The organism is Halopseudomonas pelagia (assembly GCF_009497895.1).
Lineage (GTDB): Bacteria > Pseudomonadota > Gammaproteobacteria > Pseudomonadales > Pseudomonadaceae > Halopseudomonas > Halopseudomonas pelagia_A.
In genome coordinates this window covers 965563-989061 of record NZ_CP033116.1, presented here as the reverse complement: position 1 = coordinate 989061, position 23499 = coordinate 965563, and the positions used below count along the sequence as shown (strand labels likewise).

Sequence of the window (23499 nt, the reverse complement as noted above, 5' to 3'; positions counted from 1 at the left end):
CATTCCACTCTATCCCCGCCATGACGGGCCTCGCAGGCCAAGTGCCAGCTCAATCCTCACTCCCTATTACAGCCATAACATATTCCGTGGCGGCCAATCGAGCCATCCGACTGAACTATAGCCTCAGGGTGACTCCAATCTACAGGTGCGCAGAGGCCAAATATTACACATGCCAGACACCGACGATTACGTGATGCAACTTAGGCCAGCAAGAGCCCACCTCACGGATTCACATAACTACAATGGAGCCTGATGATGGCGGATAACGAGCAAAAACCTACTACTAACGATGCTGGTATACCGGTTTCGAGTGACGAACATTCCCTGACTATCGGCCCAGACGGCCCGATTCTGCTGCACGATCATTATCTGATCGAGCAGATGGCGCAATTCAACCGGGAGCGAATTCCGGAGCGTCAACCACACGCCAAAGGTGGCGGTGGCTTTGGGCACTTTGAAGTCACTCACGACGTCAGCGCCTATACCAAGGCGGCCGTGTTTCAGCCCGGCACCAAAACTGACGTACTCATGCGCTTCTCCACCGTTGCCGGTGAGCGTGGCAGCCCGGACACCTGGCGTGACCCGCGCGGCTTCTCGATCAAGTTCTACACTAGTCAGGGCAACTATGACCTGGTCGGCAACAACACCCCGGTGTTCTTCGTGCGTGATCCAATGAAATTTCAGCACTTCATTCGCTCGCAGAAACGCCGTGCCGACACCAACCTGCGTGACCATGATATGCAGTGGGATTTCTGGTCCTTGTCGCCTGAGTCCGCGCATCAGGTCACCTGGTTGATGGGTGATCGCGGGATTCCGAAAAGCTGGCGGCACATGAATGGCTATAGCAGCCACACCTTCATGTGGGTTAACGCACAGGGTGAGAAGTTCTGGGTCAAATACCACTTCAAGACCGATCAGGGCATCGACTTCCTGACTCAGGAAGCAGCCGACAAACTCGCCGGTCAGGACGCGGATTATCACACCCGTGACCTGTACGAAGCACTGAAAAACGGTAATCATCCGAGTTGGACATTGCAGATGCAGATCATGCCGTTCAAGGATGCCGAAACTTATCGCTTCAACCCCTTCGATCTGACCAAGGTCTGGCCACACGGTGACTATCCTTTGATTACGGTCGGCAAGCTGACGCTGACGCGCAATCCGACCGATTACCACACCGAGATCGAACAGGCCGCTTTCGAGCCCAACAGTCTGGTACCCGGTATTGGCGCCAGTCCGGACAAGATGCTGCTGGGCCGTATCTTCGCCTATGCCGATGCCCACCGTGCGCGTCTCGGGGTGAATTACAAGCAGATTCCGGTCAACCGCCCCCATGTGCCTGTTAACAGCTACAGCAAGGATGGCGCGATGCGGATGGATAACGTGACCGATCCGGTCTACGCCCCCAACTCCAAGGGCGGCCCCAAAGCCGATCCATCGCTTAACCCACCCGTGGACACCTGGGCTACCAGTGGCGACATGGTCCGCAGCGCCTATACCCTGCGCCGCGACGATGACGATTTCGGCCAGGCTGGCACCATGGTCCGTGAAGTACTGGACGATGCCGCGCGTGACAGGTTGGTGTCCAACGTCGTTGGCCATCTCAAGGATGGAGTCACCGAGCCGGTGCTTGAGCGCTCGCTACAGTACTGGCGCAATATCGACCAGAACATCGGTGATCGCATTGCCCAGGGTGTCAAGGGCACTTGAGACACCGCTTGAGATCAAAGGAACTGAATAGCGCCTGAGTGCGTCATATCAAGGGGCCAGCATTCACCGGCCCCTTTTTCATGGCTTCATGGATAAATGATGGAAACCACATTCATCGATTACGGCTAAACTAGCGCACCCCAGCACTTCGAGGTTGCGCCGAGGACCTGCTCGAATTGAAGCGTTGCAGAGAGTATTTGCACCCACACATCAGGAGGCCAGCGTGAAACGACACCCACTCCTGGCCATAGCCCTGCTTGCCCTGATTGGTCTGGGCATCTGCGCGGCGCTAAGTCGCAGCCTCTATAACGAAGAAACCAAATCCATTGCTTCCCAGTTTCAGGGCGATATCCAACAAGCCGCTGCCGTATTCGAGCGCGAAGTGCTGCTCAACCTTGAAGTGCTGCACGCGCTGAAAGCAGCAATGGACATTATGCCCGGCATGCATTCCGACCGTTTCAGAACCCTCAGCGAAGGGATTCTTGACCGCTCGCCAGCGATCATGGCGTTCGCCTGGGCGCCCGTAATCAACCGGGATAGCCTCAGGGGTTTTGAGCGCGTGCAGCAACGCCTGGTGCCAGGCCTGCGCGTGACCGAGCGCAATGCGGACGAACAGCTCGTCCCCGTTTCCAATCGGCCTTGGTATGTACCCGTCCAGTTCATCGAACCGCTGGACAAGAATCTGGCAGCCATGGGTTTTGACCTGGCCAGCGAGAGCCTCCGGCTCGCGGCACTGGAAACCGCGCGCGACACCGGCAGACTAGTCGCTACCGCTGGAATCAAGCTGGTACAGGAGCCGGACACTCAGCAGGGCTTTCTGGTATTTGCGCCTCTGTACCGTGGGAATCCCGATACCTCTGAGTTACGCCAAGCCACCCATTACGGCTATTTAAATGGGGTATTCCGGGTGGGCGAGTTGGCCAATCGGGCGGTTGGCCTGGGAGAGAACTCCAGCCTGCTGTTTCAGGTGGTGGATATCACCGACGCAAAGCCCAATGTGCTCTACAGCAACGCCGATCCCAGTGACTCTCGCTGGGTAAGTGCGCTGGGCTTCCAGACGCCGTTAAGCGATGTCGCCGGACGCGCCTGGCGCATAGAAGCCATGCCCTCGCAAACTTATATTGATCGCCGGCGCGGCTACCTCCCCGCCCTGGTGATGGTTTCAGGCGGGCTCTTTATTGCGCTGTTGGTGATATATGCATTGATCAACCTGCATCGCAACCGTCTGCTCAATGAGGCGAAAGACAAGCTGGAGAAAATGTCTCTGACCGACGGACTGACCAACCTGGCCAACCGCCGGCACTTTGACCAGTTTCTCGAACACGAATGGGGCCGAGCCAAACGGCTTTCTACACCGCTCGCGCTGATCATGCTGGATATCGACTACTTCAAGCCGTTCAATGACCACTACGGGCACCCCGCCGGAGACGAATGCCTGCGGGAAGTGGCCCGCATCCTACAAGGCGTGGTGCGCCGCCCTACCGACCTGCTGGCACGCTACGGCGGCGAAGAGTTTGCGATCGTTCTACCTGATACGGATAACGCTGCGCAGGTGGCTGAGGCCTGCCGCGCAGCGGTGGAAGCAGCCAAGATTGAACACAACCTGTCCGAAATCAGCAGTGTGGTCACCGTCAGCGTCGGCGTATGTGCCCGTACCCCGGGGCCCACTACCAGCCTGGAAGAGCTGAAGGAGCAGGCAGACGCCGCGCTGTATCGCGCCAAGGATGCCGGGCGCAATACCGTGGTTCTCTGCGAAACCAGCCGTTGAGATGCTGGTTAAATCCCCGGCCAACGGGCCGGCATAACGAAGATCCGCTGCGCCTCGCACCAATCACCGGTGCAGGGATGCTGCTGCAGCCGCGCAAATAGGCGCGGTGTGGCCAGTTCACGGATCTCCGCCAGAGCAGTGTCGCGCTCAAGCTCGTCGGGCGCGGCTGATTGCACCCACGGGCCCAGCCAGTGCGGCTTGCGCAACGGCACCCAGTGGCTCACATCCATCCGCACCGCGGCATCCAGATAGGCCCAAATACCGCGCGGGTGATCAAACGGCACCCATTCAGCTGCCTGCAACTGCACATCCAGCGGATAGAACAAGTATCCCGGCATGAAAATGCGGGTCACCTGTGGTTGCTCAATACCTGCGTGCTGCAACGCTGCAGTAGTTTCCGGCAACGCCGTGCGCTGACTTTGCTGATCCAGCAGCCGCCGGGTTTTCAAGTCCAGACGGTCACGCGCGTTGGGGCCATACCAGCTCACATGCTGGTTATCTGCCGTAGAACCGGGCTGCAGATAGCCCAGGTAGAATTTCACCGCTATTTCATGATGCTCGACCACCCCGGTGTGGCCGTTACGCACCACAAAATCCAGCTCACCCAGGGTAATACCCGCATGCCGGATCGGCAGGTTTCTGATCAGCAATTCCCAACCGAGAATATCTGTCAGCAAGCAGGCGTAAAGACTTTCGAAATACATACCCAGACGCCGATTCGCTGGCTGGCTCAAGGCGGCCGGCCCTTCTTCTGGGTGAGCATCCCAATGGCTCAGCCGCATCTGCAGGTCAGCAGGGCAATATGCGCGCAGATCAATCACCTGAGGCCCGTTGAGCAGCTGTGCGGTGTGGCACATCCACGCCAGATGCCGTACAGCCGGGGTACGGAAGCGCGCCAGGTCAGGGCTCGCAGGACCAGGGCTTTGCAGCGCAGGACTTTCGGAAGAGAATGTCATGCTCGCAGATTACGCCCCTTTCACTCCCCGGAGAAACTACCCATGGCCCATTGGCTGATGAAAACCGAGCCGGACGAATGCGGCATTGACGATTTTGCCAAGGCTCCGGATACGCCGATCACCTGGGACGGCGTGCGCAACTACCAGGCGCGCAACTTCATAAAAGAGATGGCCGTAGGCGATGAGGTGTTTATCTATCACTCCAGCTGCAAACATATTGGCATCGCCGGGGTAGTGAAAGTGGTCAAGGCAGCCTATCCGGATCCGGTCCAGTTCAAGCCTCAATCAGCGTATTACGATGAGAAGAGCAGCGTAGAAAAGCCGCGCTGGCAGTCGGTGGATCTCAGTTTTGTCAGGAAACTACCGCGTCTGATCCCACTGGATGAGCTGAAAGCGTTATCGGGTCTGGAGGATCTGGCCCTGGTCAAACGCGGTAGTCGCTTATCCGTGATGCCGGTCAGCAACGAGCAGTGGCAGATCATTCTTGAGCAGGTGAGCTGAAAAAACCTGCAAGCCGCCGCCAATCGCCAGCAGGTTACTTTTTCTTGCGCGGATGATTGCGGCTGCCGGTGCCCTTGCTGGGTGCAGGTGGCTGGTTTTTCTGTTCCTTGCGGTCGGCGCGATCGGAGTTACGCGAACCCTCCTTGAAACGTTTCTTGCGCTCGGCATTCTCGGATTCTTTCTTTAACTTGGCCTCGGCAATCGCGATTTTCTCCTGCTCGACCAACGCTGGCGTTTCCAGACTGATCAAACCCAGCTTGCCCGAGCGCAGCTCGTTGATCAGTACTTCGCAGATCTTGTGCAGATTGACCTTGCCACCCGCGCGCAGCGCACCGCGGCGCGCACCAGCCATTTCGAGGAACTCAAGTTCGGTGCTGGGCAGGTATTCAAGCTGGAAGTGCGCCTGAATCAGCTCGGGATAAGCCTTGATCAGATATTCGGCGACGAAAAAGCTGACATCGTCATATTCCATCGCGGTGTTCTTGATCGCCCCGGTCGCCGCCAGACGATAGCTGCTGTTGGGGTTCTCGATCTTGGGCCAGAGAATGCCGGGCGTATCCAGCAGCACCACGCCACTGCCCAGATTGATGCGCTGCTGATCCTTGGTCACCGCTGGCTCGTTGCCGGTTTTGGCCACCACTCGCCCGGCCAGGGTGTTGATGATGGTTGATTTGCCGACATTGGGGATGCCAACAATCATCGCATTGATGTTCTTCGCCCCGGCTTCCTTCTCCGGCAGCATCTTGCGGCACAGATCCACCAGCAACTTGATGCGCCCAGGTTGCTCGGTGGTGGTCGCGAAGGTTTTAACCCCGCGCTCCTGTTCCAGATGCTCCTGCCAGGCGGCGGTAACCACGGGATCAGCCAGGTCGGTCTTGCTCAGCACCTTGATGCACGGCTTGTCACCGCGTATCTCTGCGATCGCCGGGTTCTCGCTGGAATAGGGAATGCGCGCGTCGAGCACTTCGATCAGCAGGTCGACCTGGGGCAATACTTCCCTGATCGCCTTCTGTGCCTTGTGCATATGTCCGGGGTACCACTGAATCGCCATTGCGCCGCGCCTGCATTTGAAATCAGGCGCTATTGTACGTTAACCGGCTGGGATTCAGTAAACATCACTGGTACATCCCAGGCCGGTCAAAGGTAGGTGATGATGATAAGAACAGCAGACTACGAAATTACCGCCTGAGGCATTTTCATAAAACGCAGCAGCAAGTACAGCAACGGCCCAAATGAGCCAGCCAACAGCGTTAGCAATACGAATGGCCAGGGGTTCAATCCGAGGCGCCGAGCGTCCAATACGATCCAGACCATCAGCAACAGGCAGGCGACGATCAGATCCGCAAGAATCTGAGCCTGCCCCCAGCCGCTAACACCACCGAGCCAAATTCCCAAATACCCGACCTCGCTCATCGCCACCAGACTGAACGCACCAAAAACCAACAGCACCGCCAGAGTCACTACGATTTTCAGGTTCATTGTCTTTCTCCTTGAATGAAGACAGATTCAATTTGAACCTGGTGTTGGCTCGCAGCAATTACCTGGCACGTAATTGCGTCAGCACAGACGTCTGTCCTAACTTAAGCTCTCGGGTGCAGAGAATTGAACGTGAACAAGCGGGAGCGAATACATGGCCATTGACGCAATGGAACAAGCAGCACTGGTCGGCACAGCCTTTGGCGGGCTGTTGCGACGTTGGCGTAATGCCCGGCGGCTGAGTCAGCTAGAGCTGTCGCTAAGCAGTGAGGTCTCGCAGCGGCATCTGAGCTTCCTGGAATCAGGCCGAGGCCATCCCAGCCGCGAGATGGTGCTGCATTTGTGCGACTGTCTGGATATTCCCCTGCGTGACCGCAATGCGTTGCTGCAGGCAGCCGGCTTTGCCCAAGCATTTCGTTGCAGCCAGTTGGACGCCGACGGCATGGTGCCGGTACTCGATGCACTGAAGCTGATACTTGAGCACCATGATCCTTTTCCAGCACTGGTAGTGGACCGGGATTGGAATTTGCTGATGGCTAACCGAGGATGGGCGAACCTGCTGTCGCTAGCTGGCGAGCCAGAAGCGCTGTGGCAAAGGACCTGTGGTGACGGCGCACGAAACGTGGTGCGCCTATGTTTTCACGCTGACGGCTTACGGCCCTTGATCGCTAACTGGGAGGCTGTTGCCCCGGCGATTCTGGAACGCCTGCACAAAGAACTGGCCGCCAGCCCATCCGCGGGTTTGGCCACAATTATTCGTGAGCTTCAGCACGATCACAGTATCCCGTCGCGCTGGCATCACTTGGAGCCTGGCCAGCCACTTGCACCGGTATTACCAATCGAGCTATCAGCCGGGGGTGCTGAGTTGCGCCTGTTCTCTATGATATCCACCTTTGGCACACCGCAAGACATCACCACGGATGAGCTGCGGGTGGAAACTTTCTTTCCGGCAGATGCTGGCAGCGACGGGCTGCTGCGGAATATTAGCGGGGCTGGTTGATCACGGCACGGATAACAACGCTTTCTCAGGCATGCATCAAATTGCCGCGCATCAACAGCCGTGTGTTTTCAGCCAGCGCTCGATATTTACCGCTCCCTGCGGGCACGTCGCAACGCCGCGGCATCTTGAGTACTTCAGGTAGCACCTTGTTCTGATAGAGCACAAACAAGCGCTCTAGCTCCTGCATCGGTTGATCGTGGTCATCGATGCGGATGTCACACAACGGATATTCCTCAGCGCCAAATACCATCACATTTACCGAGCGCTCACCATGCCGGTCACCACCCACCACGGCGCCAGCCTGAATGGTGCGCACCAGCCGCTCAGCCAATGATAGATATTCCACATCGTGCATCACCTGCAGCATGCGCTCCAACACCCAAGGCCCGACCAGGCGGTTACCCTGAATCATGCACTGCTTGCCCTCAATATGCCCGGCCCAAGGGATGTTCTCGGCGCCGGTCCAGGCCGCTACCCGGCCTTGATGGTCAACGATTCCCACCTGTCGGCTTTGCGGCTGGCTTTCTAGCGCCAGCACCCGTTTCAATGCGGCGCCCGCCTCTACACCCTGTTCAAGCAGCCGCAACGCATCGTAGGCCAAATAGGGGTTAACCACAGCCTGCGAAGCCACAGCACCTATGTTAGGCACTGCATGACAGGCGAGCTTGCCCACTGCCTGCACTGCAGTACTGGCGGCGACGCCGAGCTGGCCGGTTCGCGAGCAACGGGCAACAATAGAAAAAGTCACGATTCGACTCCTAGTGGATGACAACCCTCTACAGGATTGACACTGCACTCGGTGCACAGTTCAGGTGCAGGACACTTTAATGACAGCGACGAATAGTTCCCTATTATCCGGCAGAGGGGGACTGAGCGATAATAAAGAAGAGACGTTCTGAGTGCGGATAATACGTAGGGGAAAAAGGAGATAACCATTGCAACTAAACCAGACCACCCGAGCGGAAACTCCCAGCCGGGCAGTCTGGATTCGAAAACGCTTAGTTTGCTGCCTCGCGCTCAACCGCTTCGCCAGCATCCTGCATATCACGACCGGCGCCCTCCATAGTGTTACACCCTGCAACGAACAGAACTGCCATAGTGAGCAACAACGATTTGATTGTAAGACTCATAATCAACTCCAATTTGATATTGACCGCAAAAGTAAACCGCTAGAAAAGTTAAGCAGCTACGGCCGAATGGTACGCAGCTAATAACTAAGACCGCACACTGGCATAACAGTTCTATTCAGACATAATGTCCGGCATCAATAGCAGCCAGCCCCTGCAGGCCGGAACTTGAAACTCAGCAAACGCCTCAAGCAAATTCAATCCATGGTGGCCCCGGGTTATGCGCATATCTGGGATTGCTGCTGCGATCACGGCCTGCTGGGCGCCAGCCTGCTGACGCGCGAGGCAGCGCCACATATTCACTTTGTCGACATCCTCCCGGAACTGATCAGCCAGCTGCAGACCAGGCTGGAGCACTTTTACCCGCACGCTTCGTGCCCAAGTCAGGCCAGCCAATGGCACACGCACTGCCTGGACACTGCCGCCTTGCCGTTGGCGCGATTTCCCGGCAGACATTTGATCATCATTGCCGGCGTGGGTGGCGATCTGATGACCCGCTTTATCAAGGCCATTTGCGAGCAGCACCCGCATGCCAGCATTGATTTCCTGCTGTGCCCTGTTCACCAGGAGTACCACCTGCGCCAACAACTGATCAGGCTCGGCTTGCGCCTGAGCGAAGAGGTGTTGGTGAAAGACAACCAGCGTTTCTACGAGGTTCTACGGGTATCCGCCGAGTCGCCTGCAACTGCCAGAACATGCGATATCAGTCCCGTCGGAGTCGATATATGGCGGGCGAACACCCCGGAGCAGGCAAGCGTCGCGCGGGCGTATCTGGCGAAAACGCTGAAGCATTATCAAAACGTTCAGTCCGGAGGCCGCGAGGACGTGCGCGAGGAGATAGCTGATTACCGCGCGGTAAGGGTCAGCATCGGAGCCTGACTATCCACGCCGACTACCCATTTCGGGTTCTTGTATCCGCCAGGCCAAACAGCTACTTTGGGAAGAAACAAAGAGCGTTAATCACCATGACCCTGCTTACTCATCCAGCAGATGCCCAAACGCCCATGCTCTGGCGGCACCCATGAGCAGTCGCATTGCAAGCGACGAAGGCTTTATTACCCTGTTCCACCGCCTGCCTATTGCCTGCATCCTGACCCGGGTGAGCGATAACGAAGTACTGGCGATCAACCCGGCGTTTGAGCAATTGTTCGGTTGGCGTGCCGAAGACATCATCAGTCATTCTTCCGCCGACATACCCGCCTGGAGCAGCCAGCAGCAGCGCGAGCAATTGCTCGAAACCGTTAATCGCGAAGGCCGCATCGACCAATTTGAAACCCGCTTCAGATGCCGTGACGGTGAACTGAAGCCTTGCCTGCTGTACGCAGAACTGATCGATGTCAGTGGTCAGGCGTGTCGCCTCCTCATGGCCCACGACATCAGTGACCGCATCACCTCCGAGCAGGCACTCAAGCGCAGCGAAGCCAAGTTTTCCGCGCTGTTTCAGGACTCCCCCGAACCTTACATGCTGTTCGAAAAACAAAGCGCCCAGATTGCCGAGATCAACCGCAGCTTTACCGAGCTATTCGGCTATCAAGGCGCGGATATAGTCGGCAAGACGGCTTTGGAAATCGGTCTCTGGCGGCATCCAGAAAAGCGTCCTGCCACCATCGCTAAGCTTCTGAAGGATAATCGCCTGCGCAACGAGCCTATTGATTTTGTTACTCAGGACGGCCGCGTGCTGCACTGCGAAGCGTCCAGCAACTTCATTCTGATTGGCGATGAGCGGCGTACGCTCACCAGCCTGAAGGACGTCACCGAGCAGAAGCAGGTTGAGGCGCGCATCAAGCACCAGGCCTTCCACGACGCGCTGACCGACTTGCCTAACCGCCTGCTGCTGCATGACCGCATACATCAGCACCTGGCGCTGGGTGAACGCCATGGTCTGAGCTGCGCGCTGCTGTTCTTCGATCTGGACCATTTCAAACGCATCAATGATTCACTCGGCCACAGTTGTGGCGATGCAGTATTGCAGGAGGTCAGCCAACGCCTGCTGGGTCAGGTGCGTAAAGCCGATACGGTGGCACGCCTGGGCGGCGATGAATTTGTCGTGCTGCTCACCGGCCTGAAAGGCGACCACCAGCAAGTGGCTGAACAGGCCAGGTCAAGTGCCGAGCAACTACTGCATGCCGTGGCGGCGCCCATGACGATCAAGGGGCATAACCTGCAATTGAGCTGCAGCATTGGCATAGCCCTGGGGTCACAGCACGGCGACACCCCGGAAGACCTGCTCAAGCATGCCGATACGGCACTGTATGGCGTCAAGGCCAACGGCAGGAACAGTATGGCCTTCTTCGAACCGCAGATGCAGGTAGTGGTCAGCCAGCGTCTGCAACTGGAAACCGAATTACGCCAAGCGTTGGTGGAGCAGCAGTTCTGTCTGCATTATCAGCCGCAGATCGATGCCCGCTGCCAACGCGTAATTGGCGCAGAAGCACTTCTACGCTGGCAACATCCAGACAAGGGGCTGATTGGGCCAGGCTCCTTTATGCACGTGCTGGAAGAAAGCGGCATGATTCTGCAAGCCGGTCACTGGGTACTGGTGCAAGCCTGCCACTTTATCGCCCGGCTGCTGGGCGAGTGCAAAGTCGCCCCTGACTCGTTCAGCCTGAGCGTAAATATCAGCCCCCGACAGTTTCGTCAGAGTGACTTCGTTGCGCAGGTAGACGCCGCCGTACGCGAATGCGGCATTCCTGCCCACTGCCTGAAGCTGGAAATCACCGAAAGCATGGTCATTCAGAATATCAAGGACACCGTCAGCAAAATGCACGAATTGCGCGCCATGGGTATTCGCTTCGCGATTGACGATTTTGGCACCGGCTACTCCTCGCTCAGTTACCTCAAGCGCTTACCGGTAGACCTGCTGAAGATCGACCAATCCTTTATTCACGACTGCGCGCAGGAAGGTAATGATGCGGAAATTGTCCGTGCCATTATCGCCATGGCTAGAAGCCTGAAGCTGGAATTGATCGCCGAAGGAGTTGAAACCGCCGAACAGCTGGCCTTTCTCCAACAGCAGGACTGCCATGCCTATCAAGGTTATTTATTCAGCCCCGCCGTAGCGGAAGAGCGGTTTCTACAATTCATACTGCCAAGGCAGAGCAACATTGACGCGCATGAGTCGCGCTGAACTCCTTACCCGATTTGGCATCCAAAAAACAACGACCGCTTTAGGCACCATGATATGTGAAGGAAAAGGGCTTTGGCGGACTGAAACTTTCCCCGTAAAGGATAAAAATGCCACATACGCGCCCAATCGTCTCAACCGGCAATGATGGTTTTAATTCAATCCTCAAAGGCGGGTTGCCCAGCAACCGTCTCTACTTGCTCGAAGGCACCCCAGGGTCTGGCAAGACCACCTTGGGCCTGCAGTTTCTGCTCGATGGCGTCGCCTCTGGCGAGTCGGTCCTGTACATCACCCTATCGGAAACCAGCGAAGAGCTTGAGAGCGTTGCGCATTCGCACGGCTGGACTCTGGACGGCATTGACCTGTTTGAACTGTCCTCCACTGAAGGCGTTTTTGGTGAGGCCTACGAACAGTCAATTCTGCATCCCTGGGAAGCCGAACTGGGCGATACCATCAAGCTGATTCAACAGCGTGTTGAAGAACTGAAGCCCACCCGCCTGGTGTTCGACAGCCTGTCCGAAATGCGCCTGCTGGCCCAGGATTCTCTGCGCTACAGGCGTCAGGTGTTGGCATTGAAGCAGTTTTTTGCTGGGCGGGCGATTACTGTAATGATGGTAGATGACCTGACCACATCGCACGGTGAGCGCGACAACCATCTGCATAGCTTGTGTCACGGCGTTGTCACTCTGGAGCGCCTGACGCTGGATTTCGGCGCTGCGCGCAGACGCCTGCAGGTGCAGAAGTTACGGGGTCTCGATTTTGTCGCGGGCTACCATGATTTCACCATTCGCAAAGGCGGGGTTGAAGTTTATCCGCGCCTGGTCGCTGCTCGGCATCATGTGGAGTTTACCGCCGAAACCGTGGACAGCGGCATTCCTGAACTGGACAACCTGCTGGTGGGCGGACCCATGCGGGGCACCAGTACGCTGGTCACGGGTCCGCCTGGTTCAGGCAAAACCACTTTGGCGCTGGTCTATCTGGCCGCAGCCTGTCGGCGCGGTGAAAACTGCACAATCTACGAATTTGACGAGCGCGTCGCGACCCTGATTAATCGGGCCGATAGCATGGGTCTGAATTTGAGCCAGTACCTGGAAAATGGACAACTACTGATAGAACAAATTGATCCAGCGGAGATTTCGCCCGGCGAGTTCGCCTGGAAGGTCCGCGCCCAGGTGGAGCAGCGTGCTTGCCGTATGCTGGTAATCGACAGCCTGAATGGCTATATGGCCGCGATGCCGCAGGAGCAGCAGTTGATTCTGCAGATGCACGAGCTTATTTCCTACCTGAGTCAGTTAGGCGTGGTGACCTTCTTGATTACCCCGCAAAGCGGGCTGGTCGGCTCCATGGCAAGCCGGTTGAACGTTTCCTATATAGCGGACTCGGTGATACTCATCCGCTTTTTTGAAGCGCAAGGGCGGCTACGCAAGGCGATCTCTATTTTGAAGCATCGAACGGGTGCCCATGAAGACGCTATCCGCGAGATCCGCATTGACTCCAAAGGCGTGCGCGTAGGTCAGCCGCTGGTGAATTTTCGCGGCGTTCTGACTGGAACTCCGGAATTTCAAGGTGACGAACCGGCCCTGATGGAAGAGCGCACGCGTGACGAGTAAGCAACACATCAACAACCGCACGCTGCTGATTGCCGCCCCCTTCAAAGGCGATGTGTTGAGCTTGCAGAAAGTGCTGGAGCAGAAATACGCCACGCGCGCTTTGCCGAACCTTGTGTCCTTGTCCTCTGCCATTGGTGAACAGACCGGGCTGATCATTCTTACCGAGGAAGCGCTTGTCGGTGATGTCGCCTGCTTCGGGAATGCGTTGGATCAGCAGCCCGCCTGGTCCGAGATCCCCATCATTCTGCTGGCTTCCAGCCAGGGCCGATCCGGCCGCGATACGGACTTGGCGAGACGTCGTCTGCCCAGCTCCGCAGGCCATGTCGTCGTACTGGAAAGGCCATTGAGTTCGGCTTCGCTTCTGAGCGCCGTTGCTGCTGCGTGGCGCGCCCGCGAACGCCAGTTTGACATGCGCGACCGCCTTGCCGAGCTGGCTGAAGAACGCGGCCGGCTGCATATTCTGTTGGAAAATGTGCCGGTCGGTATCAGTTTTATGGATAAACAGGGCCGCTCCCTGATCAGCAACCCGCTCTACCGGCAGTACCTGCCCCGCGGCGTGATTCCATCTAAGGATTCCGAGGAAATGCCTAGCTGGGAGGGGCTGGACCCTCAAGGCAACAGACTGGCGCCGGACATGTACCCGGGGGCTCGAGCGCTGAGAGGTGAAAGTGCTACCGGTGTCGAATTCCGTCATCGCTCCGGAGACGATGGCGAATCCTGGCGGCGAGTCAGCGCCGTGCCGCTGTTTGATCAATCCCGTGAAATCATTGGCGCGGCTGCGGTGATTGTCGACATCAATGAAGAAAAGCACGCGGAGCTATCGCTACGACGCTTCAACGAAGAGCTGGAGATCCAGGTGCAAGCCCGCACTCAGGAGCTGAAGGCGGTAATCGGACAGCTGAAGAAGGAGAGCGACGAGCGCCTGCGCGCTGAAGAACGCTTACGCCATTCGTTCAAGATGGAAGCGGTCGGTCAGTTGACCGGGGGCATCGCGCATGACTTCAACAACATGCTGACGGGAGTGATCGGCTCGCTGGATCTGATTAAAATGCGCCTGGCCAAGGGTAATACCGACGGTATTGATCGCTTTATGGAAGCGGCTAATACCTCTGCCCAACGCGCTGCCTCGTTGACGCAACGATTGCTGGCCTTTTCCCGCCGGCAATCGTTGAACGCCCAACCTGTCTCGGTCAATCAGTTGGTATTGGCGCTACAGGACCTGCTGTATGGATCAGTGCCGGAACATCTGAGCCTCAACTTCGACCTGACCGACCAAGATCCTTGGATCTGTGCCGATGCCAATCAATTGGAAAACGCCATCCTCAACCTGGTGATCAACGCCCGGGATGCGACCCCAGAGGGGGGCACGCTGACCGTCAGTACCCGACTTGATCCGTCGGATAGCTCTGACGAACCCGGCAAGGTGGTTATCGAGATCCGCGATACCGGGTGTGGCATCCCGCCAGGGGTATTGGACAAGGTCATGGAGCCGTTCTTTACCACCAAGCCCATAGGTCAAGGTACAGGCCTGGGGCTATCCATGGTGTATGGATTCGCCAAACAAAGTCACGGGCGCCTGGACATAGAGAGCACCCCGGAGGTGGGCACTACCGTATCGATTATCCTGCCGGAACACCCCAGAGCGATACCCGACTCGCCACCCGCATCAGGGGCAACCGTACCCGGCAAGGGCCAGTCCATTCTACTGGTAGAAGACGACGACTCGGTGCGCCTGATCAATCAGGAAGTGCTGCGCGAACTGGGCTACGAGGTAACCACGTCACGCGACGCCGAAGAAGCCCTCAAGCACTTCCACGCGCTTGATCACGTAGACCTGTTAGTGACAGATGTTGGTTTGCCTGGCATGAATGGCCGACAGCTAGCGGAAGTTATCCAGGATGCAGCTCCCCAGCTACCCGTCCTCTTTCTGACCGGATACGCCGCCGGTGCCAGGGATCGGGCTGATTTTCTGGGGCCGCATATGCAGCTATTGACCAAACCCTTTTCGCTCGACGCACTCGCGGGCCGGGTAGCCGATATGCTTGCGCACAGTGAACAAATGAAGCCCAGCGGGGCGGAAACGCTTTAGCTTTGGTCAGCTATTGCTGAAAACAGCAGAGCGCGGCCGCAGCCGTTTAATCTTTGGCCTTACCCGGCAACGCCACACCGACCGGCACACCAGGCGGCCGGCCTTCTCGAGCTTTGATCACGCTGAAGGAGCCATCGGTCTCAAGTACCACCGACTCAGCCTGCTCCAGCGTCGCCATGCCAGAAGCACGTACCGCAGCCTCTATTTCGTCGACCGTCACCCGAGCATGACGCAGCGCTTGATCCAGCATCTCGCCGCGGTAATACAACAGACGCGGCTCGCCGGTGACCCAGCGCCGCACCCAGCGTGCCCGCACGCTGGACCAGGTCACCACGAACTGCAGGCCAATCAACATGGCAAAGGCCAGCGCGCCTTCGGCCAGTGCCACGTCCTTGCTCAGCAGCACTGTCGCCAGTGTCGAGCCCAGAGCTACGGTAACAATCAGGTCAAACGCGTTCATCTTCGACAGCGTGCGCTTGCCGGAAATGCGCAAAAACGCGATCAACACCACATAGGCCAGCACCGCCACTACCAAAGTGCGCAGCAACGTCGCCCAGCTATCGAAAAATACCCCTTCCAGCATCACTCCCTCCTTAGGTGCTAAATCAGTTCGCTGCCGCAGCTCAGCTCTTCTTTCGCTTGGGAGGCGCGACCGCAAGCTCGATGATCCGCGCGCTGACCTGATCACCATCGATCAACAGCTCGCCGACGGTGACCGGTAGCGTGAAGCGGCGGCGACCGGCGCTACCGGGATTCACATGTAGAACGCCATCGGCTTCCCGAATCGAGGGTTTGTGCGAATGGCCGGAAATGATCACTCGCACCGGCGCTGACGGCGGAAGCTGATCCAGTTGCGCCAGATCATGAATGACATACAGCGAGACCTGATCGAAATGCAGCATCTCGACCTCGGCCAGGTCCAGCGCCCAGGCATCACGATCATTATTCCCTCGCACCGCCGTTACCGGCGCAAGGGTCGCCAGCTCGTCAATCACCTGTGCAACGGTAATGTCGCCAGCATGGATAATATGCTCGCATCCTGCCAGCGCGGCCTTGGCTTCCGGCCGCAGCAGGTCATGGGTATCCGAAATCAGGCCGATCCGCCGCATTAGCGCTCCCTTGTCTGACACTCAAGCTTGCCGTCATATCAGGGTGTTTCACGTACCCAGGCATCAACACCGAGCAAGCCATCCAACCCCTTGAGTGCGGCAGTCAGCTCCCGCGCGCTGTCGGAATGGCAACCGGTATCGTGTTCCAGCACTGCCTTGTCGCCTGACTGATTCGTCCAGATCACCGCATACTGCGGCAGATCGGTCGCGCGTGGCTCGCAGTCCTGCGTTTCCTGCGTTACGCCCATCGCCGGCTGCCATTGCGCCAGTTGATCCAGCACGGTCTGAAACGCATCTGTCTCGTTTTTACGCTGCCGCGGCCCTTCAACCACGGTGTGACGCTCGCCATTGAAGTAGGTAAAACCGTCAGCCTGCACCGCCACCTGATAGACCGGGCAAGTACCGTAGCAGGGGCCAACCGTATAACTGATGCGGAAAGGTGCAGCGCTGGGCTCTGGTGCCTTGGGTTGTTGGGCACAACCCACTATCAATAATGGCAGGGCACAGGCTAGGGCACGTAGACCTACATGGAATGGCGCGGATCGGCTCACAGAAAATTCCTCAAATGGGGTTGAACGGCTTTATTCGGTAGCTTGGATAGCAACCCAGTATGGACCGCAGAGAACGGATTTTTACTCAGTAGGGCGCACATGTATATGCGCGTCACTCAATGGTGGCTAAACAGTTTTACCGAACTTAATGCCTCACGCTGCTTCTAAGGTCATGGAAGGCGCTTAACGTACCGTCAATCAACAATAAGGAAATAGTCATGACTGCCGCTGTCGATCGACCCTACCACACCTCCTATATGACGCTTAATCCACTGCACGCTGTTTTTCTTGCCGGGACTATCCCGCTGTTTCTGGGCGCCCTGCTCAGTGACATCGCTTATTTCCAGAGCTATGAGATTCAGTGGAGCAACTTTTCCTCCTGGCTCATCGCTGGCGGTCTGGTATTTGCCGGTCTGGCCCTGCTCTGCGGCATCATCGGCCTGTTCCATGCCGAGGGCCGTGGTGACCACGGAGTGATCTACATAGTGCTGCTGCTGGCCGCCTGGATCATGGGCTTTATCAATGCGCTGGTACACGCCAAGGACGCCTGGGCAACGATGCCCATGGGCTTGATTCTGTCAGTGATCGTAACGCTGCTCGTATGTGCCGCGACTGCCGTTCGCTTTTCCAGCCACCGCACAGGAGGTGCCGTATGAACCGCCCTGGCCTGTATTCGGTACTGACCCTGTCAATCCTGCTCAGCGCCTGTGGCAGCAATGACGATGATATGGTGCTGTATGGCGCCGAGCCGACCATTCCGGACCCGGAACGCGGTCTGCTGCCGAACATGACCATCGCTGAACCCGCTCCGTGGGGCGATCAGGTTCCTACTGTGCCGGATAATTACAGCGTCACCGCGATTGCCACTGACTTGCTGATTCCGCGGCAAACCATCGTGCTGCCCAACGGCGACATTCTGGTTGCCGAAGGCCGTGGCGGCAATGCGCCCAAGCTTAAACCCAAGGACGTTATTGCCGGCTATATCAAGGCCCAGGGCAATACCTCGGTGAAAAGCGGTAATCGCCTGACCCTGCTGCGCGACGAGAACGGCGATGGAACCTACGAAACGCAGACTGTCTTCGCTGAAGACCTGAACGCGCCCTACGGCTTGGCCCTGATCGACGACACGCTTTACGTCGCCAACCAGGATGAGTTGGTGCGCTTTGATTACGAAGAAGGCCAGACCCAGGCCAGCGGCCCGCCGGAAACCGTCACCAAACTGCCTTCGGTGATTAACCACCACTGGACCAAAGCCATGACCGCCAGTGAAGACGGGCAATATCTTTACGTAGGTATTGGCTCCAACAGCAACATTGGCGAGCGTGGATTGGAATTGGAGGAAGACCGCGCCGTAGTCTGGCAGATCAACGCCGAAACCGGCGCCCATAAACTGTACGCCACCGGCCTGCGCAACCCCACCGCGCTGACCATTCAGCCGGAAACGGGTGAGTTGTGGGCGGTGGTCAATGAACGTGATGAGCTGGGCCCGAACCTGGTACCTGATTACCTGACGTCGGTGCAGGAAGGTGGCTTCTACGGCTGGCCCTATAGCTACTGGGGTCAGCATGAAGATCCCCGCGTTCGTCCGCAGGATCCGGACAAGGTCGCTTCCGCCATTACCCCGGACTATGCCCTGGGTTCCCACGTGGCCGCGTTGGGTGTCGATTTCTCCGACGACGGCATGGGCGCCGAGTTCTCCGATGGCGTCTTCGTCGGCGAACACGGTAGCTGGAACCGCCCCGATCCGGTCGGCTACAAAGTGGTATTCGTACCCTTTGCCAACGGCCGCCCTGTGGGCGATCCGATTGACTTCGTCACCGGCTTTATCGATGAAGATGGCAAAACCCGCGGCCGCCCTGTCGGCGTGACGGTTGATCCCAGCGGAGCACTGATCGTAGCGGATGACCTGGCTAATACCATTTGGCGAGTGACGCGCAATCAGTAAGTAAGGCAGGATAGGTCCTGGTTTTTGCAAGGCGCGATAACCAGGACTCGTCCCTCCGGTTAACCACTGACCAATCAAAGGTGACGCTGTCCGCCAACATCCTTGATGAGACGGTCACCATGAAAAGATGGAATATTGCTATCACCGGCTTCGGCGCCATTGGTAAAGCCGTTGCCCAGATTATTCGTGAGCGCGAGCAACGCTATCGCGAGATTTACGCCGCCGACGTCCGAATCGTTGCCGTATGCGGATCGCGCGCGGGGCTGATCGATCATGACGGCCTACCTTGGGGTACAGATTCAGCATTGCCGTTGCAGCCGGGCATCACCGGCCCTGGCTTTGTAGAAGGTTCACACGCCAATGTGCTGATAGAAGCGGGGCCAACCGACTTCGAAACGGGCGGTTCCGGCTATACCTATATTCGCCAAGCCCTATCCCAGGGCATGCACGCCATCAGCATTTCCAAGGGCGCATTGGTTTTTGATTATGCCGGCCTGGCGGATGTGGCCAAAGCCAACGGCGTCCAATTGAAGATCAGCGGCGCCACCTCCGCAGCCCTGCCCACCATTGATCTGCTGCAATACAACCTCGCGGGCTGCCAGGTGCTGGAAGTTGAGGGCATTCTCACCGCGACCACGAATTTTGTTCTGAGCAAGATGATGGACGGCATGAGCTTCGATGACGCAGTGGCAGAGGCAAAACGCCTGGGCATTGCCGAGCCCGACCCGCGTTTCGACGTCGAAGGCTGGGACACCGCCTGTAAGGTCAATATCCTGGCCAATGCCGGGTTTGGCGCACGCCTTAAACTGCAAGACATCCCCCGCGACGGTATTGACCAGATCTCCCCCGCCGATATTCAGCGCTGGAAAACAGAGGGTGTAGTGCCGAAACTCATAGGACGCATTCAAAATGACGGCGGAAATACTAAAGCCAGCGTAGAACTCAAGACCTACCCATTGAATCACCCCTTTGCCCAGGTAACCGCCAGAATGAAAGCCATCCGGGTCAATACGGATGTCATGGGTGAAATCACCGCGATAGGCGTCACCAGCCCGCTGGCAACTGCGGCGGCAGCGCTGAAGGATTTTGAGCATTTGTTGATGGCTGCGCAGCGGTAGATCCTCCTCGGGGTCAGCGCTGCAGCTATCGAAGCTTCAGTTATCGAATAATCTGGCCCCCGGGCCTGCCGTCGCTGCTTCATCACCCGGGTTGCGTAGCGGGCAGGCTGTCATCGACAGGCAACCACAACCGATACAGCCATCAAGAGCATCGCGCAGTTTCAATAACTGCTCGATGCGCTCACTCAGTTGCTGCTGCCAGCGGCTCGACAGCTTGCGCCAGTCCGCAGCGGTAGGGGTGCGATTATCCGGCAGTGCCGACAGCGCCTGGGCGATATCCGTCAGCGGGATTCCCAGGCGCTGCGCAGCCTTGATGATGGCAACCCGCCTTAGCTCGTCACGCCGATACAGCCGCTGGCCACCGGCATTACGCACACTCTTGATCAAGCCTTTGGACTCGTAGAAACGTAGCGCGGAAGTTGCCACGCCACTGCGTTGCGCCACCTTGCCAATGCTCAATAGAACGGGCTGAGCTGAATCTGCAGTATTTTTCATCACCAACGCTTGACCTCAAGTTAACTTCAACTTTTAGACTCCAGACCATTCTAGCCACAAGGCTGACTTTGGTGGAGCAAAACCATGACGTCATTTTCTCAGATCCTCAACAATCACCCTTCCGCTACCTGGGACTCGGCCAAACTGAACCTGGAAGCCTATTTGCAGCGCATCGATTATCAGGGCTCACTGGCACCCACTATCGCCACCCTGCGCGCACTGACACGGGCCCACCTTGACGCCATCAGCTTTGAGAATCTCGACATCATCACCGGTGAAAGCATCGATATCGATTTGCTCCAGGTACAGAAAAAGTTGCTGGGTCAGGGCCGCGGCGGTTATTGCCACGAACACAACACCCTGTTCGCCGCCGTGCTGGAGCATCTGGGTTTCGCCGTGCAAGGACGCAGCGCACGCATATTGATGGGCACCAGCGAGCAGGAGATGACGGCCGTCGGTCACACGCTATTAAATGTTCAGTTGAATGGCAGCGCCTGGCTGGTGGACGTTGGCGTGGGTAACGTGGGCCCGCGTGAACCCATCGAACTGAAGGCCTGGAACCAGGTAACCCAGGACGCCTGGCGCTATCGCCTGGATCGTGTGGCGCATCATTGGGTGCTTCGCTACTGGCGACAGGATGGCTGGTTCAATATCTATCAGTTCAGCGACGAGCCTTACTATCGCGACGACTATGCCCACCACAATTACTACGTCTCGACCCACCCCGCCTCGCCCTTTACCCAGCAACTGGTGGCGCAATACAACGGGGCCACTGTTCGCTATGCGCTGACAGGTTTGCGGCTAAAGATTTTTTTGCCGGAGCAGCCAATGCAGGAGCGCCTGATCACTGTTGAAGAGTTGCCTGAGATATTGAGGTCGCTCTTCCGGTTGCAGATAAACGGGGCATTGGCTGAGAAACTGATGAACGCTGTCAGGTTGAGATGATCGTTTTTACCCGACGTTCAGAACATCAGCCCGCGTCACCTCCGCCAGAAAATCCAGAATCTCGGCGTTCACCGTCTCTGGATGGGTGATCGGCCCCATATGACCCAGACCTGAAAACTCCAGTACACGGACCTGCGCAAGAACGGGGATCAAGAGGCGGGCGACGGCGTGGGCGGACTCCGGTGAACGCTCGCCGAGCATATAGAGTATCGGCATCTTTAACGCGGCGAACGCTCCCACCGGCGTAGGCTCGGTGAGCAGGGCATGGGCCCAGCGGCGCACGTTGACGGTGGAATCCGCAATCGCGCGTTGTCGTTGTGCTGGCGTTGATTGCCAGCTCCCCGCGCCCATCCAGTAATCAATAAAGTGCTCGGCGGCGCGTTCGCGATCACCTTCGTCCAGCGCCGCACTGGATGCGGCCACCGCGGCGCGAATGCCATCTGCGCCATTCGGTGGCGGTCTCTCGGCATCGATCAGGGCAAACAGGGTCGGCTCGTAGAGCACCAGTGCGCTGATGCGATCCGGGTCGGCAAGAGCTGCCATCAGCGCAACCGCCGCGCCGTAGGAGTGGCCGATTAAAATGAGCGGCGTGCTCGCTCGCGCCAGCACCGGCTCGATAAATTCGACTTCGTCGCGCAGGGCGATTTTACTCTCTGAACTCCAATCCGAGCTTTTGCCGGAACCGTAGCAGTCTGGCGCCAGCACGTGGTGAGTCGCTTCCAGTAGTTCAATCAGGCCACGCCATTGGGAGGAACTGCTGGCGTTGGAATGAATGCAGACCACACCGGGCCCGGATCCGGCTTCACGTACGTAGGGTTGTAGCCTTGGCATATCGCACCCCGAACTAAAATCATCCTGTGCCTCCAACGGAAGGCGGCCGCCGAAGCGGCCGCGCTGCCAGTGCTGGCAGCCTCAAGCTTCGGTTACGCAGTGCTCGCATATCTGTTCAATGTGGCGATGGTCGGTGCCACAACAGCCGCCCAGAACGGTGAGCCAGGGCAGCAGTTCGCGCAGCTGCGCATACTCCCGGCCCAGTTCGATCGGATCGCCCGCGTCCAGCTCGGTCGCGTTGTCCAGTTGCGCATGGCTGCATTTGGACGCATTGGCCCGTATGCCGCGGATGCGCTGCAGCCAGGGCTCACCACCAGCAACCGCCTGAGTGAAATGGCTGGGGTGGGCGCAGTTGATCATGTAATAAACTGGCCCGTGACCGGTGGCATTGTCAACGGTTTCGATGGCGGTACGCAGGGTCTCCCCGGTCGGCAGACGGCCATCGGTTTCCACCGTGAAAGACAGGCACAGGGGCATCCTGGCGGTTTGGGCAGCCCGGGTGATGCCAATAGCTTCGGGCAGGTTGGTGATGGTCATGGCGGTGATCATATCCGCTTCGCTGTTGGCAAAAGTGTTCACTTGCAGGCTATGGAAAGCCTGCGCTTCTTCCTCGCTCATGATCTCGGCGGGGTTATAGCCGTCGCCGCGTGGCCCGATACAACCGCTGATGACCACCGGCATGTCTGCGCTTTGGCAGGTGGCCCGTACTTCTTCAAGCAGAAAGATGGCGTCGGCATTGGCTTTAACCAGCGCCTGTTTCGAGTAACCGAGCTTCGCGCCCCAGTCAGCGCTGGCGCGCCAGGTCGGCGCCTCGAGAATAAAGCCGGTCTGGCCGGCGCGCGCGATCTGCGCATAGCGCTGGTAATAGCGGCGCAACCGATCACGGCCGGCCTTGTCTTTGAGCAGTGTAAAGGAGGCAAAGTGCGGTAGATCCACGCCGTCCTGGAAAATCAGGGTGGTTTCCAGGCCGCCATCGGTCAAAAACAGCTGGCCGTGCATTTGCGGTAATTTGCTGCGGTATTTGGTCATCTTCAATTCCCTTCGTAGTTTAAGTGACTGAGGGTGGGCCCGGCTGTCGCGAAGCAAACGCTTGCTCATCGGGGTCCTCACTACTAAAGGCGTGAGAGATGCACTCACATCGTGA

Annotated in this window: 23 protein-coding genes; 12 read left to right on the top strand and 11 right to left on the bottom strand. The window is 57.8% G+C overall.

Features of this window, described 5'->3' with window-relative positions; genetic code table 11:
• Nucleotides 1-255 precede the first annotated feature (255 nt).
• Nucleotides 256-1710 (top strand): catalase, encoded by a 1455-nt coding sequence (locus tag EAO82_RS04700; protein WP_096347885.1) that lies wholly within the window; start codon nucleotides 256-258, stop codon nucleotides 1708-1710.
• Nucleotides 1711-1933: 223 nt separating this feature from the next.
• Nucleotides 1934-3478 (top strand): diguanylate cyclase domain-containing protein, encoded by a 1545-nt coding sequence (locus EAO82_RS04695; protein WP_096347884.1) that lies wholly within the window; start codon nucleotides 1934-1936, stop codon nucleotides 3476-3478.
• 8 nt (nucleotides 3479-3486) lie between these two features.
• On the opposite strand, the gene EAO82_RS04690 is transcribed toward EAO82_RS04695, so the two are convergent.
• Entirely contained in the window at nucleotides 3487-4434 is a 948-nt protein-coding gene (locus EAO82_RS04690; protein WP_096347883.1) for a DUF1853 family protein, read from the bottom strand.
• Nucleotides 4435-4476: 42 nt separating this feature from the next.
• On the opposite strand from EAO82_RS04690, the gene EAO82_RS04685 reads away from it, so the two are divergent.
• Entirely contained in the window at nucleotides 4477-4935 is a 459-nt protein-coding gene (locus tag EAO82_RS04685) for an EVE domain-containing protein (protein WP_096347882.1), read from the top strand.
• A 34-nt stretch (nucleotides 4936-4969) separates the two neighbouring features.
• Here the strand turns inward: EAO82_RS04685 and ylqF are convergent, their stop codons facing one another.
• Complete coding sequence (gene ylqF / locus EAO82_RS04680) at nucleotides 4970-5986, bottom strand: ribosome biogenesis GTPase YlqF (RefSeq protein WP_096347881.1); 1017 nt, start codon at nucleotides 5984-5986, stop codon at nucleotides 4970-4972.
• Between the two features lie 119 nt (nucleotides 5987-6105).
• Nucleotides 6106-6414 (bottom strand): DUF2834 domain-containing protein, encoded by a 309-nt coding sequence (locus EAO82_RS04675; protein ID WP_096347880.1) that lies wholly within the window; start codon nucleotides 6412-6414, stop codon nucleotides 6106-6108.
• Nucleotides 6415-6565: 151 nt separating this feature from the next.
• Here EAO82_RS04675 and EAO82_RS04670 point away from each other — a divergent pair, with 151 nt between their 5' ends.
• A complete protein-coding gene (locus tag EAO82_RS04670; protein WP_218838668.1) occupies nucleotides 6566-7411 on the top strand; it encodes a helix-turn-helix domain-containing protein in 846 nt (281 codons plus the stop codon).
• A gap of 25 nt (nucleotides 7412-7436) precedes the next feature.
• Here the strand turns inward: EAO82_RS04670 and EAO82_RS04665 are convergent, their stop codons facing one another.
• Entirely contained in the window at nucleotides 7437-8159 is a 723-nt protein-coding gene (locus tag EAO82_RS04665) for a DUF1028 domain-containing protein (protein ID WP_096347879.1), read from the bottom strand.
• Between the two features lie 250 nt (nucleotides 8160-8409).
• Entirely contained in the window at nucleotides 8410-8541 is a 132-nt protein-coding gene (locus EAO82_RS04660) for an entericidin A/B family lipoprotein (RefSeq protein WP_096347878.1), read from the bottom strand.
• A 165-nt stretch (nucleotides 8542-8706) separates the two neighbouring features.
• On the opposite strand from EAO82_RS04660, the gene EAO82_RS04655 reads away from it, so the two are divergent.
• From EAO82_RS04655 to EAO82_RS04640, 4 genes are all read left to right on the top strand, one after another.
• The gene (locus EAO82_RS04655) at nucleotides 8707-9417 is read left to right on the top strand and encodes a tRNA (adenine(22)-N(1))-methyltransferase (RefSeq protein WP_096347877.1); all 711 of its coding nucleotides are present in this window, start codon (nucleotides 8707-8709) and stop codon (nucleotides 9415-9417) included.
• 142 nt (nucleotides 9418-9559) lie between these two features.
• Nucleotides 9560-11665 carry a putative bifunctional diguanylate cyclase/phosphodiesterase gene (locus tag EAO82_RS04650; protein ID WP_096347876.1) on the top strand — a complete coding sequence of 702 codons (2106 nt, stop codon included), beginning with the start codon at nucleotides 9560-9562 and terminating at the stop codon, nucleotides 11663-11665.
• Between the two features lie 107 nt (nucleotides 11666-11772).
• Nucleotides 11773-13272: an ATPase domain-containing protein gene (locus EAO82_RS04645; protein WP_096347875.1), complete on the top strand. Its 1500-nt coding sequence runs from the start codon at nucleotides 11773-11775 to the stop codon at nucleotides 13270-13272.
• Entirely contained in the window at nucleotides 13262-15361 is a 2100-nt protein-coding gene (locus EAO82_RS04640; protein WP_096347874.1) for an ATP-binding protein, read from the top strand. Before EAO82_RS04645 ends, EAO82_RS04640 begins: the two co-directional genes overlap by 11 nt.
• Nucleotides 15362-15407: 46 nt before the next feature.
• Here the strand turns inward: EAO82_RS04640 and EAO82_RS04635 are convergent, their stop codons facing one another.
• Genes EAO82_RS04635 through EAO82_RS04625 form a run of 3 tightly spaced genes read right to left on the bottom strand, consistent with a single transcriptional unit; the run spans nucleotide 15408 to nucleotide 17021 of the window.
• A complete protein-coding gene (locus EAO82_RS04635; protein ID WP_096347928.1) occupies nucleotides 15408-15941 on the bottom strand; it encodes a DUF421 domain-containing protein in 534 nt (177 codons plus the stop codon).
• A gap of 43 nt (nucleotides 15942-15984) precedes the next feature.
• Entirely contained in the window at nucleotides 15985-16470 is a 486-nt protein-coding gene (locus EAO82_RS04630; protein WP_096347873.1) for a metallophosphoesterase family protein, read from the bottom strand.
• Between the two features lie 38 nt (nucleotides 16471-16508).
• Nucleotides 16509-17021: a DUF6438 domain-containing protein gene (locus EAO82_RS04625; RefSeq protein WP_143520375.1), complete on the bottom strand. Its 513-nt coding sequence runs from the start codon at nucleotides 17019-17021 to the stop codon at nucleotides 16509-16511.
• Between the two features lie 218 nt (nucleotides 17022-17239).
• On the opposite strand from EAO82_RS04625, the gene EAO82_RS04620 reads away from it, so the two are divergent.
• From EAO82_RS04620 to EAO82_RS04610, 3 genes are all read left to right on the top strand, one after another.
• Nucleotides 17240-17677 carry a DUF2231 domain-containing protein gene (locus EAO82_RS04620; RefSeq protein WP_096347871.1) on the top strand — a complete coding sequence of 146 codons (438 nt, stop codon included), beginning with the start codon at nucleotides 17240-17242 and terminating at the stop codon, nucleotides 17675-17677.
• The gene (locus EAO82_RS04615; protein ID WP_096347870.1) at nucleotides 17674-18966 is read left to right on the top strand and encodes a PQQ-dependent sugar dehydrogenase; all 1293 of its coding nucleotides are present in this window, start codon (nucleotides 17674-17676) and stop codon (nucleotides 18964-18966) included. The genes EAO82_RS04620 and EAO82_RS04615 overlap by 4 nt, the downstream gene beginning before the upstream one ends.
• A gap of 119 nt (nucleotides 18967-19085) precedes the next feature.
• Nucleotides 19086-20084 (top strand): homoserine dehydrogenase, encoded by a 999-nt coding sequence (locus tag EAO82_RS04610; protein ID WP_096347927.1) that lies wholly within the window; start codon nucleotides 19086-19088, stop codon nucleotides 20082-20084.
• Nucleotides 20085-20120: 36 nt separating this feature from the next.
• Here EAO82_RS04610 and soxR read toward each other — a convergent pair whose 3' ends face one another.
• A complete protein-coding gene (gene soxR / locus EAO82_RS04605; RefSeq protein WP_096347869.1) occupies nucleotides 20121-20579 on the bottom strand; it encodes a redox-sensitive transcriptional activator SoxR in 459 nt (152 codons plus the stop codon).
• A gap of 84 nt (nucleotides 20580-20663) precedes the next feature.
• Between soxR and EAO82_RS04600 the strand changes: the two genes are divergently transcribed.
• On the top strand, nucleotides 20664-21524 hold the full coding sequence (locus EAO82_RS04600) for an arylamine N-acetyltransferase family protein (RefSeq protein ID WP_096347868.1): 861 nt from the start codon (nucleotides 20664-20666) through the stop codon (nucleotides 21522-21524).
• Between the two features lie 6 nt (nucleotides 21525-21530).
• Here EAO82_RS04600 and EAO82_RS04595 read toward each other — a convergent pair whose 3' ends face one another.
• Both EAO82_RS04595 and EAO82_RS04590 read right to left on the bottom strand, forming a co-directional pair.
• Complete coding sequence (locus EAO82_RS04595) at nucleotides 21531-22355, bottom strand: alpha/beta fold hydrolase (RefSeq protein WP_096347867.1); 825 nt, start codon at nucleotides 22353-22355, stop codon at nucleotides 21531-21533.
• A gap of 81 nt (nucleotides 22356-22436) precedes the next feature.
• Nucleotides 22437-23384 carry a homocysteine S-methyltransferase family protein gene (locus tag EAO82_RS04590; protein WP_096347866.1) on the bottom strand — a complete coding sequence of 316 codons (948 nt, stop codon included), beginning with the start codon at nucleotides 23382-23384 and terminating at the stop codon, nucleotides 22437-22439.
• Nucleotides 23385-23499 lie beyond the last annotated feature (115 nt).

What these genes read in the sequence shown, in the direction of transcription:
- EAO82_RS04645 (WP_096347875.1), top strand. Translation starts at nt 11,773, where the DNA reads ATGCCACATACGCGCCCAATCGTCTCAACCGGCAATGATGGTTTTAAT.
- EAO82_RS04690 (WP_096347883.1), bottom strand. Translation starts at nt 4,434, where the DNA reads ATGACATTCTCTTCCGAAAGTCCTGCGCTGCAAAGCCCTGGTCCTGCG.
- EAO82_RS04630 (WP_096347873.1), bottom strand. Translation starts at nt 16,470, where the DNA reads ATGCGGCGGATCGGCCTGATTTCGGATACCCATGACCTGCTGCGGCCG.
- EAO82_RS04700 (WP_096347885.1), top strand. Translation starts at nt 256, where the DNA reads ATGGCGGATAACGAGCAAAAACCTACTACTAACGATGCTGGTATACCG.
- EAO82_RS04670 (WP_218838668.1), top strand. Translation starts at nt 6,566, where the DNA reads ATGGCCATTGACGCAATGGAACAAGCAGCACTGGTCGGCACAGCCTTT.
- ylqF (WP_096347881.1), bottom strand. Translation starts at nt 5,986, where the DNA reads ATGGCGATTCAGTGGTACCCCGGACATATGCACAAGGCACAGAAGGCG.
- soxR (WP_096347869.1), bottom strand. Translation starts at nt 20,579, where the DNA reads ATGAAAAATACTGCAGATTCAGCTCAGCCCGTTCTATTGAGCATTGGC.
- EAO82_RS04620 (WP_096347871.1), top strand. Translation starts at nt 17,240, where the DNA reads ATGACTGCCGCTGTCGATCGACCCTACCACACCTCCTATATGACGCTT.
- EAO82_RS04685 (WP_096347882.1), top strand. Translation starts at nt 4,477, where the DNA reads ATGGCCCATTGGCTGATGAAAACCGAGCCGGACGAATGCGGCATTGAC.
- EAO82_RS04615 (WP_096347870.1), top strand. Translation starts at nt 17,674, where the DNA reads ATGAACCGCCCTGGCCTGTATTCGGTACTGACCCTGTCAATCCTGCTC.
- EAO82_RS04650 (WP_096347876.1), top strand. Translation starts at nt 9,560, where the DNA reads ATGAGCAGTCGCATTGCAAGCGACGAAGGCTTTATTACCCTGTTCCAC.
- EAO82_RS04600 (WP_096347868.1), top strand. Translation starts at nt 20,664, where the DNA reads ATGACGTCATTTTCTCAGATCCTCAACAATCACCCTTCCGCTACCTGG.
- EAO82_RS04660 (WP_096347878.1), bottom strand. Translation starts at nt 8,541, where the DNA reads ATGAGTCTTACAATCAAATCGTTGTTGCTCACTATGGCAGTTCTGTTC.
- EAO82_RS04595 (WP_096347867.1), bottom strand. Translation starts at nt 22,355, where the DNA reads ATGCCAAGGCTACAACCCTACGTACGTGAAGCCGGATCCGGGCCCGGT.
- EAO82_RS04590 (WP_096347866.1), bottom strand. Translation starts at nt 23,384, where the DNA reads ATGACCAAATACCGCAGCAAATTACCGCAAATGCACGGCCAGCTGTTT.
- EAO82_RS04610 (WP_096347927.1), top strand. Translation starts at nt 19,086, where the DNA reads ATGAAAAGATGGAATATTGCTATCACCGGCTTCGGCGCCATTGGTAAA.
- EAO82_RS04675 (WP_096347880.1), bottom strand. Translation starts at nt 6,414, where the DNA reads ATGAACCTGAAAATCGTAGTGACTCTGGCGGTGCTGTTGGTTTTTGGT.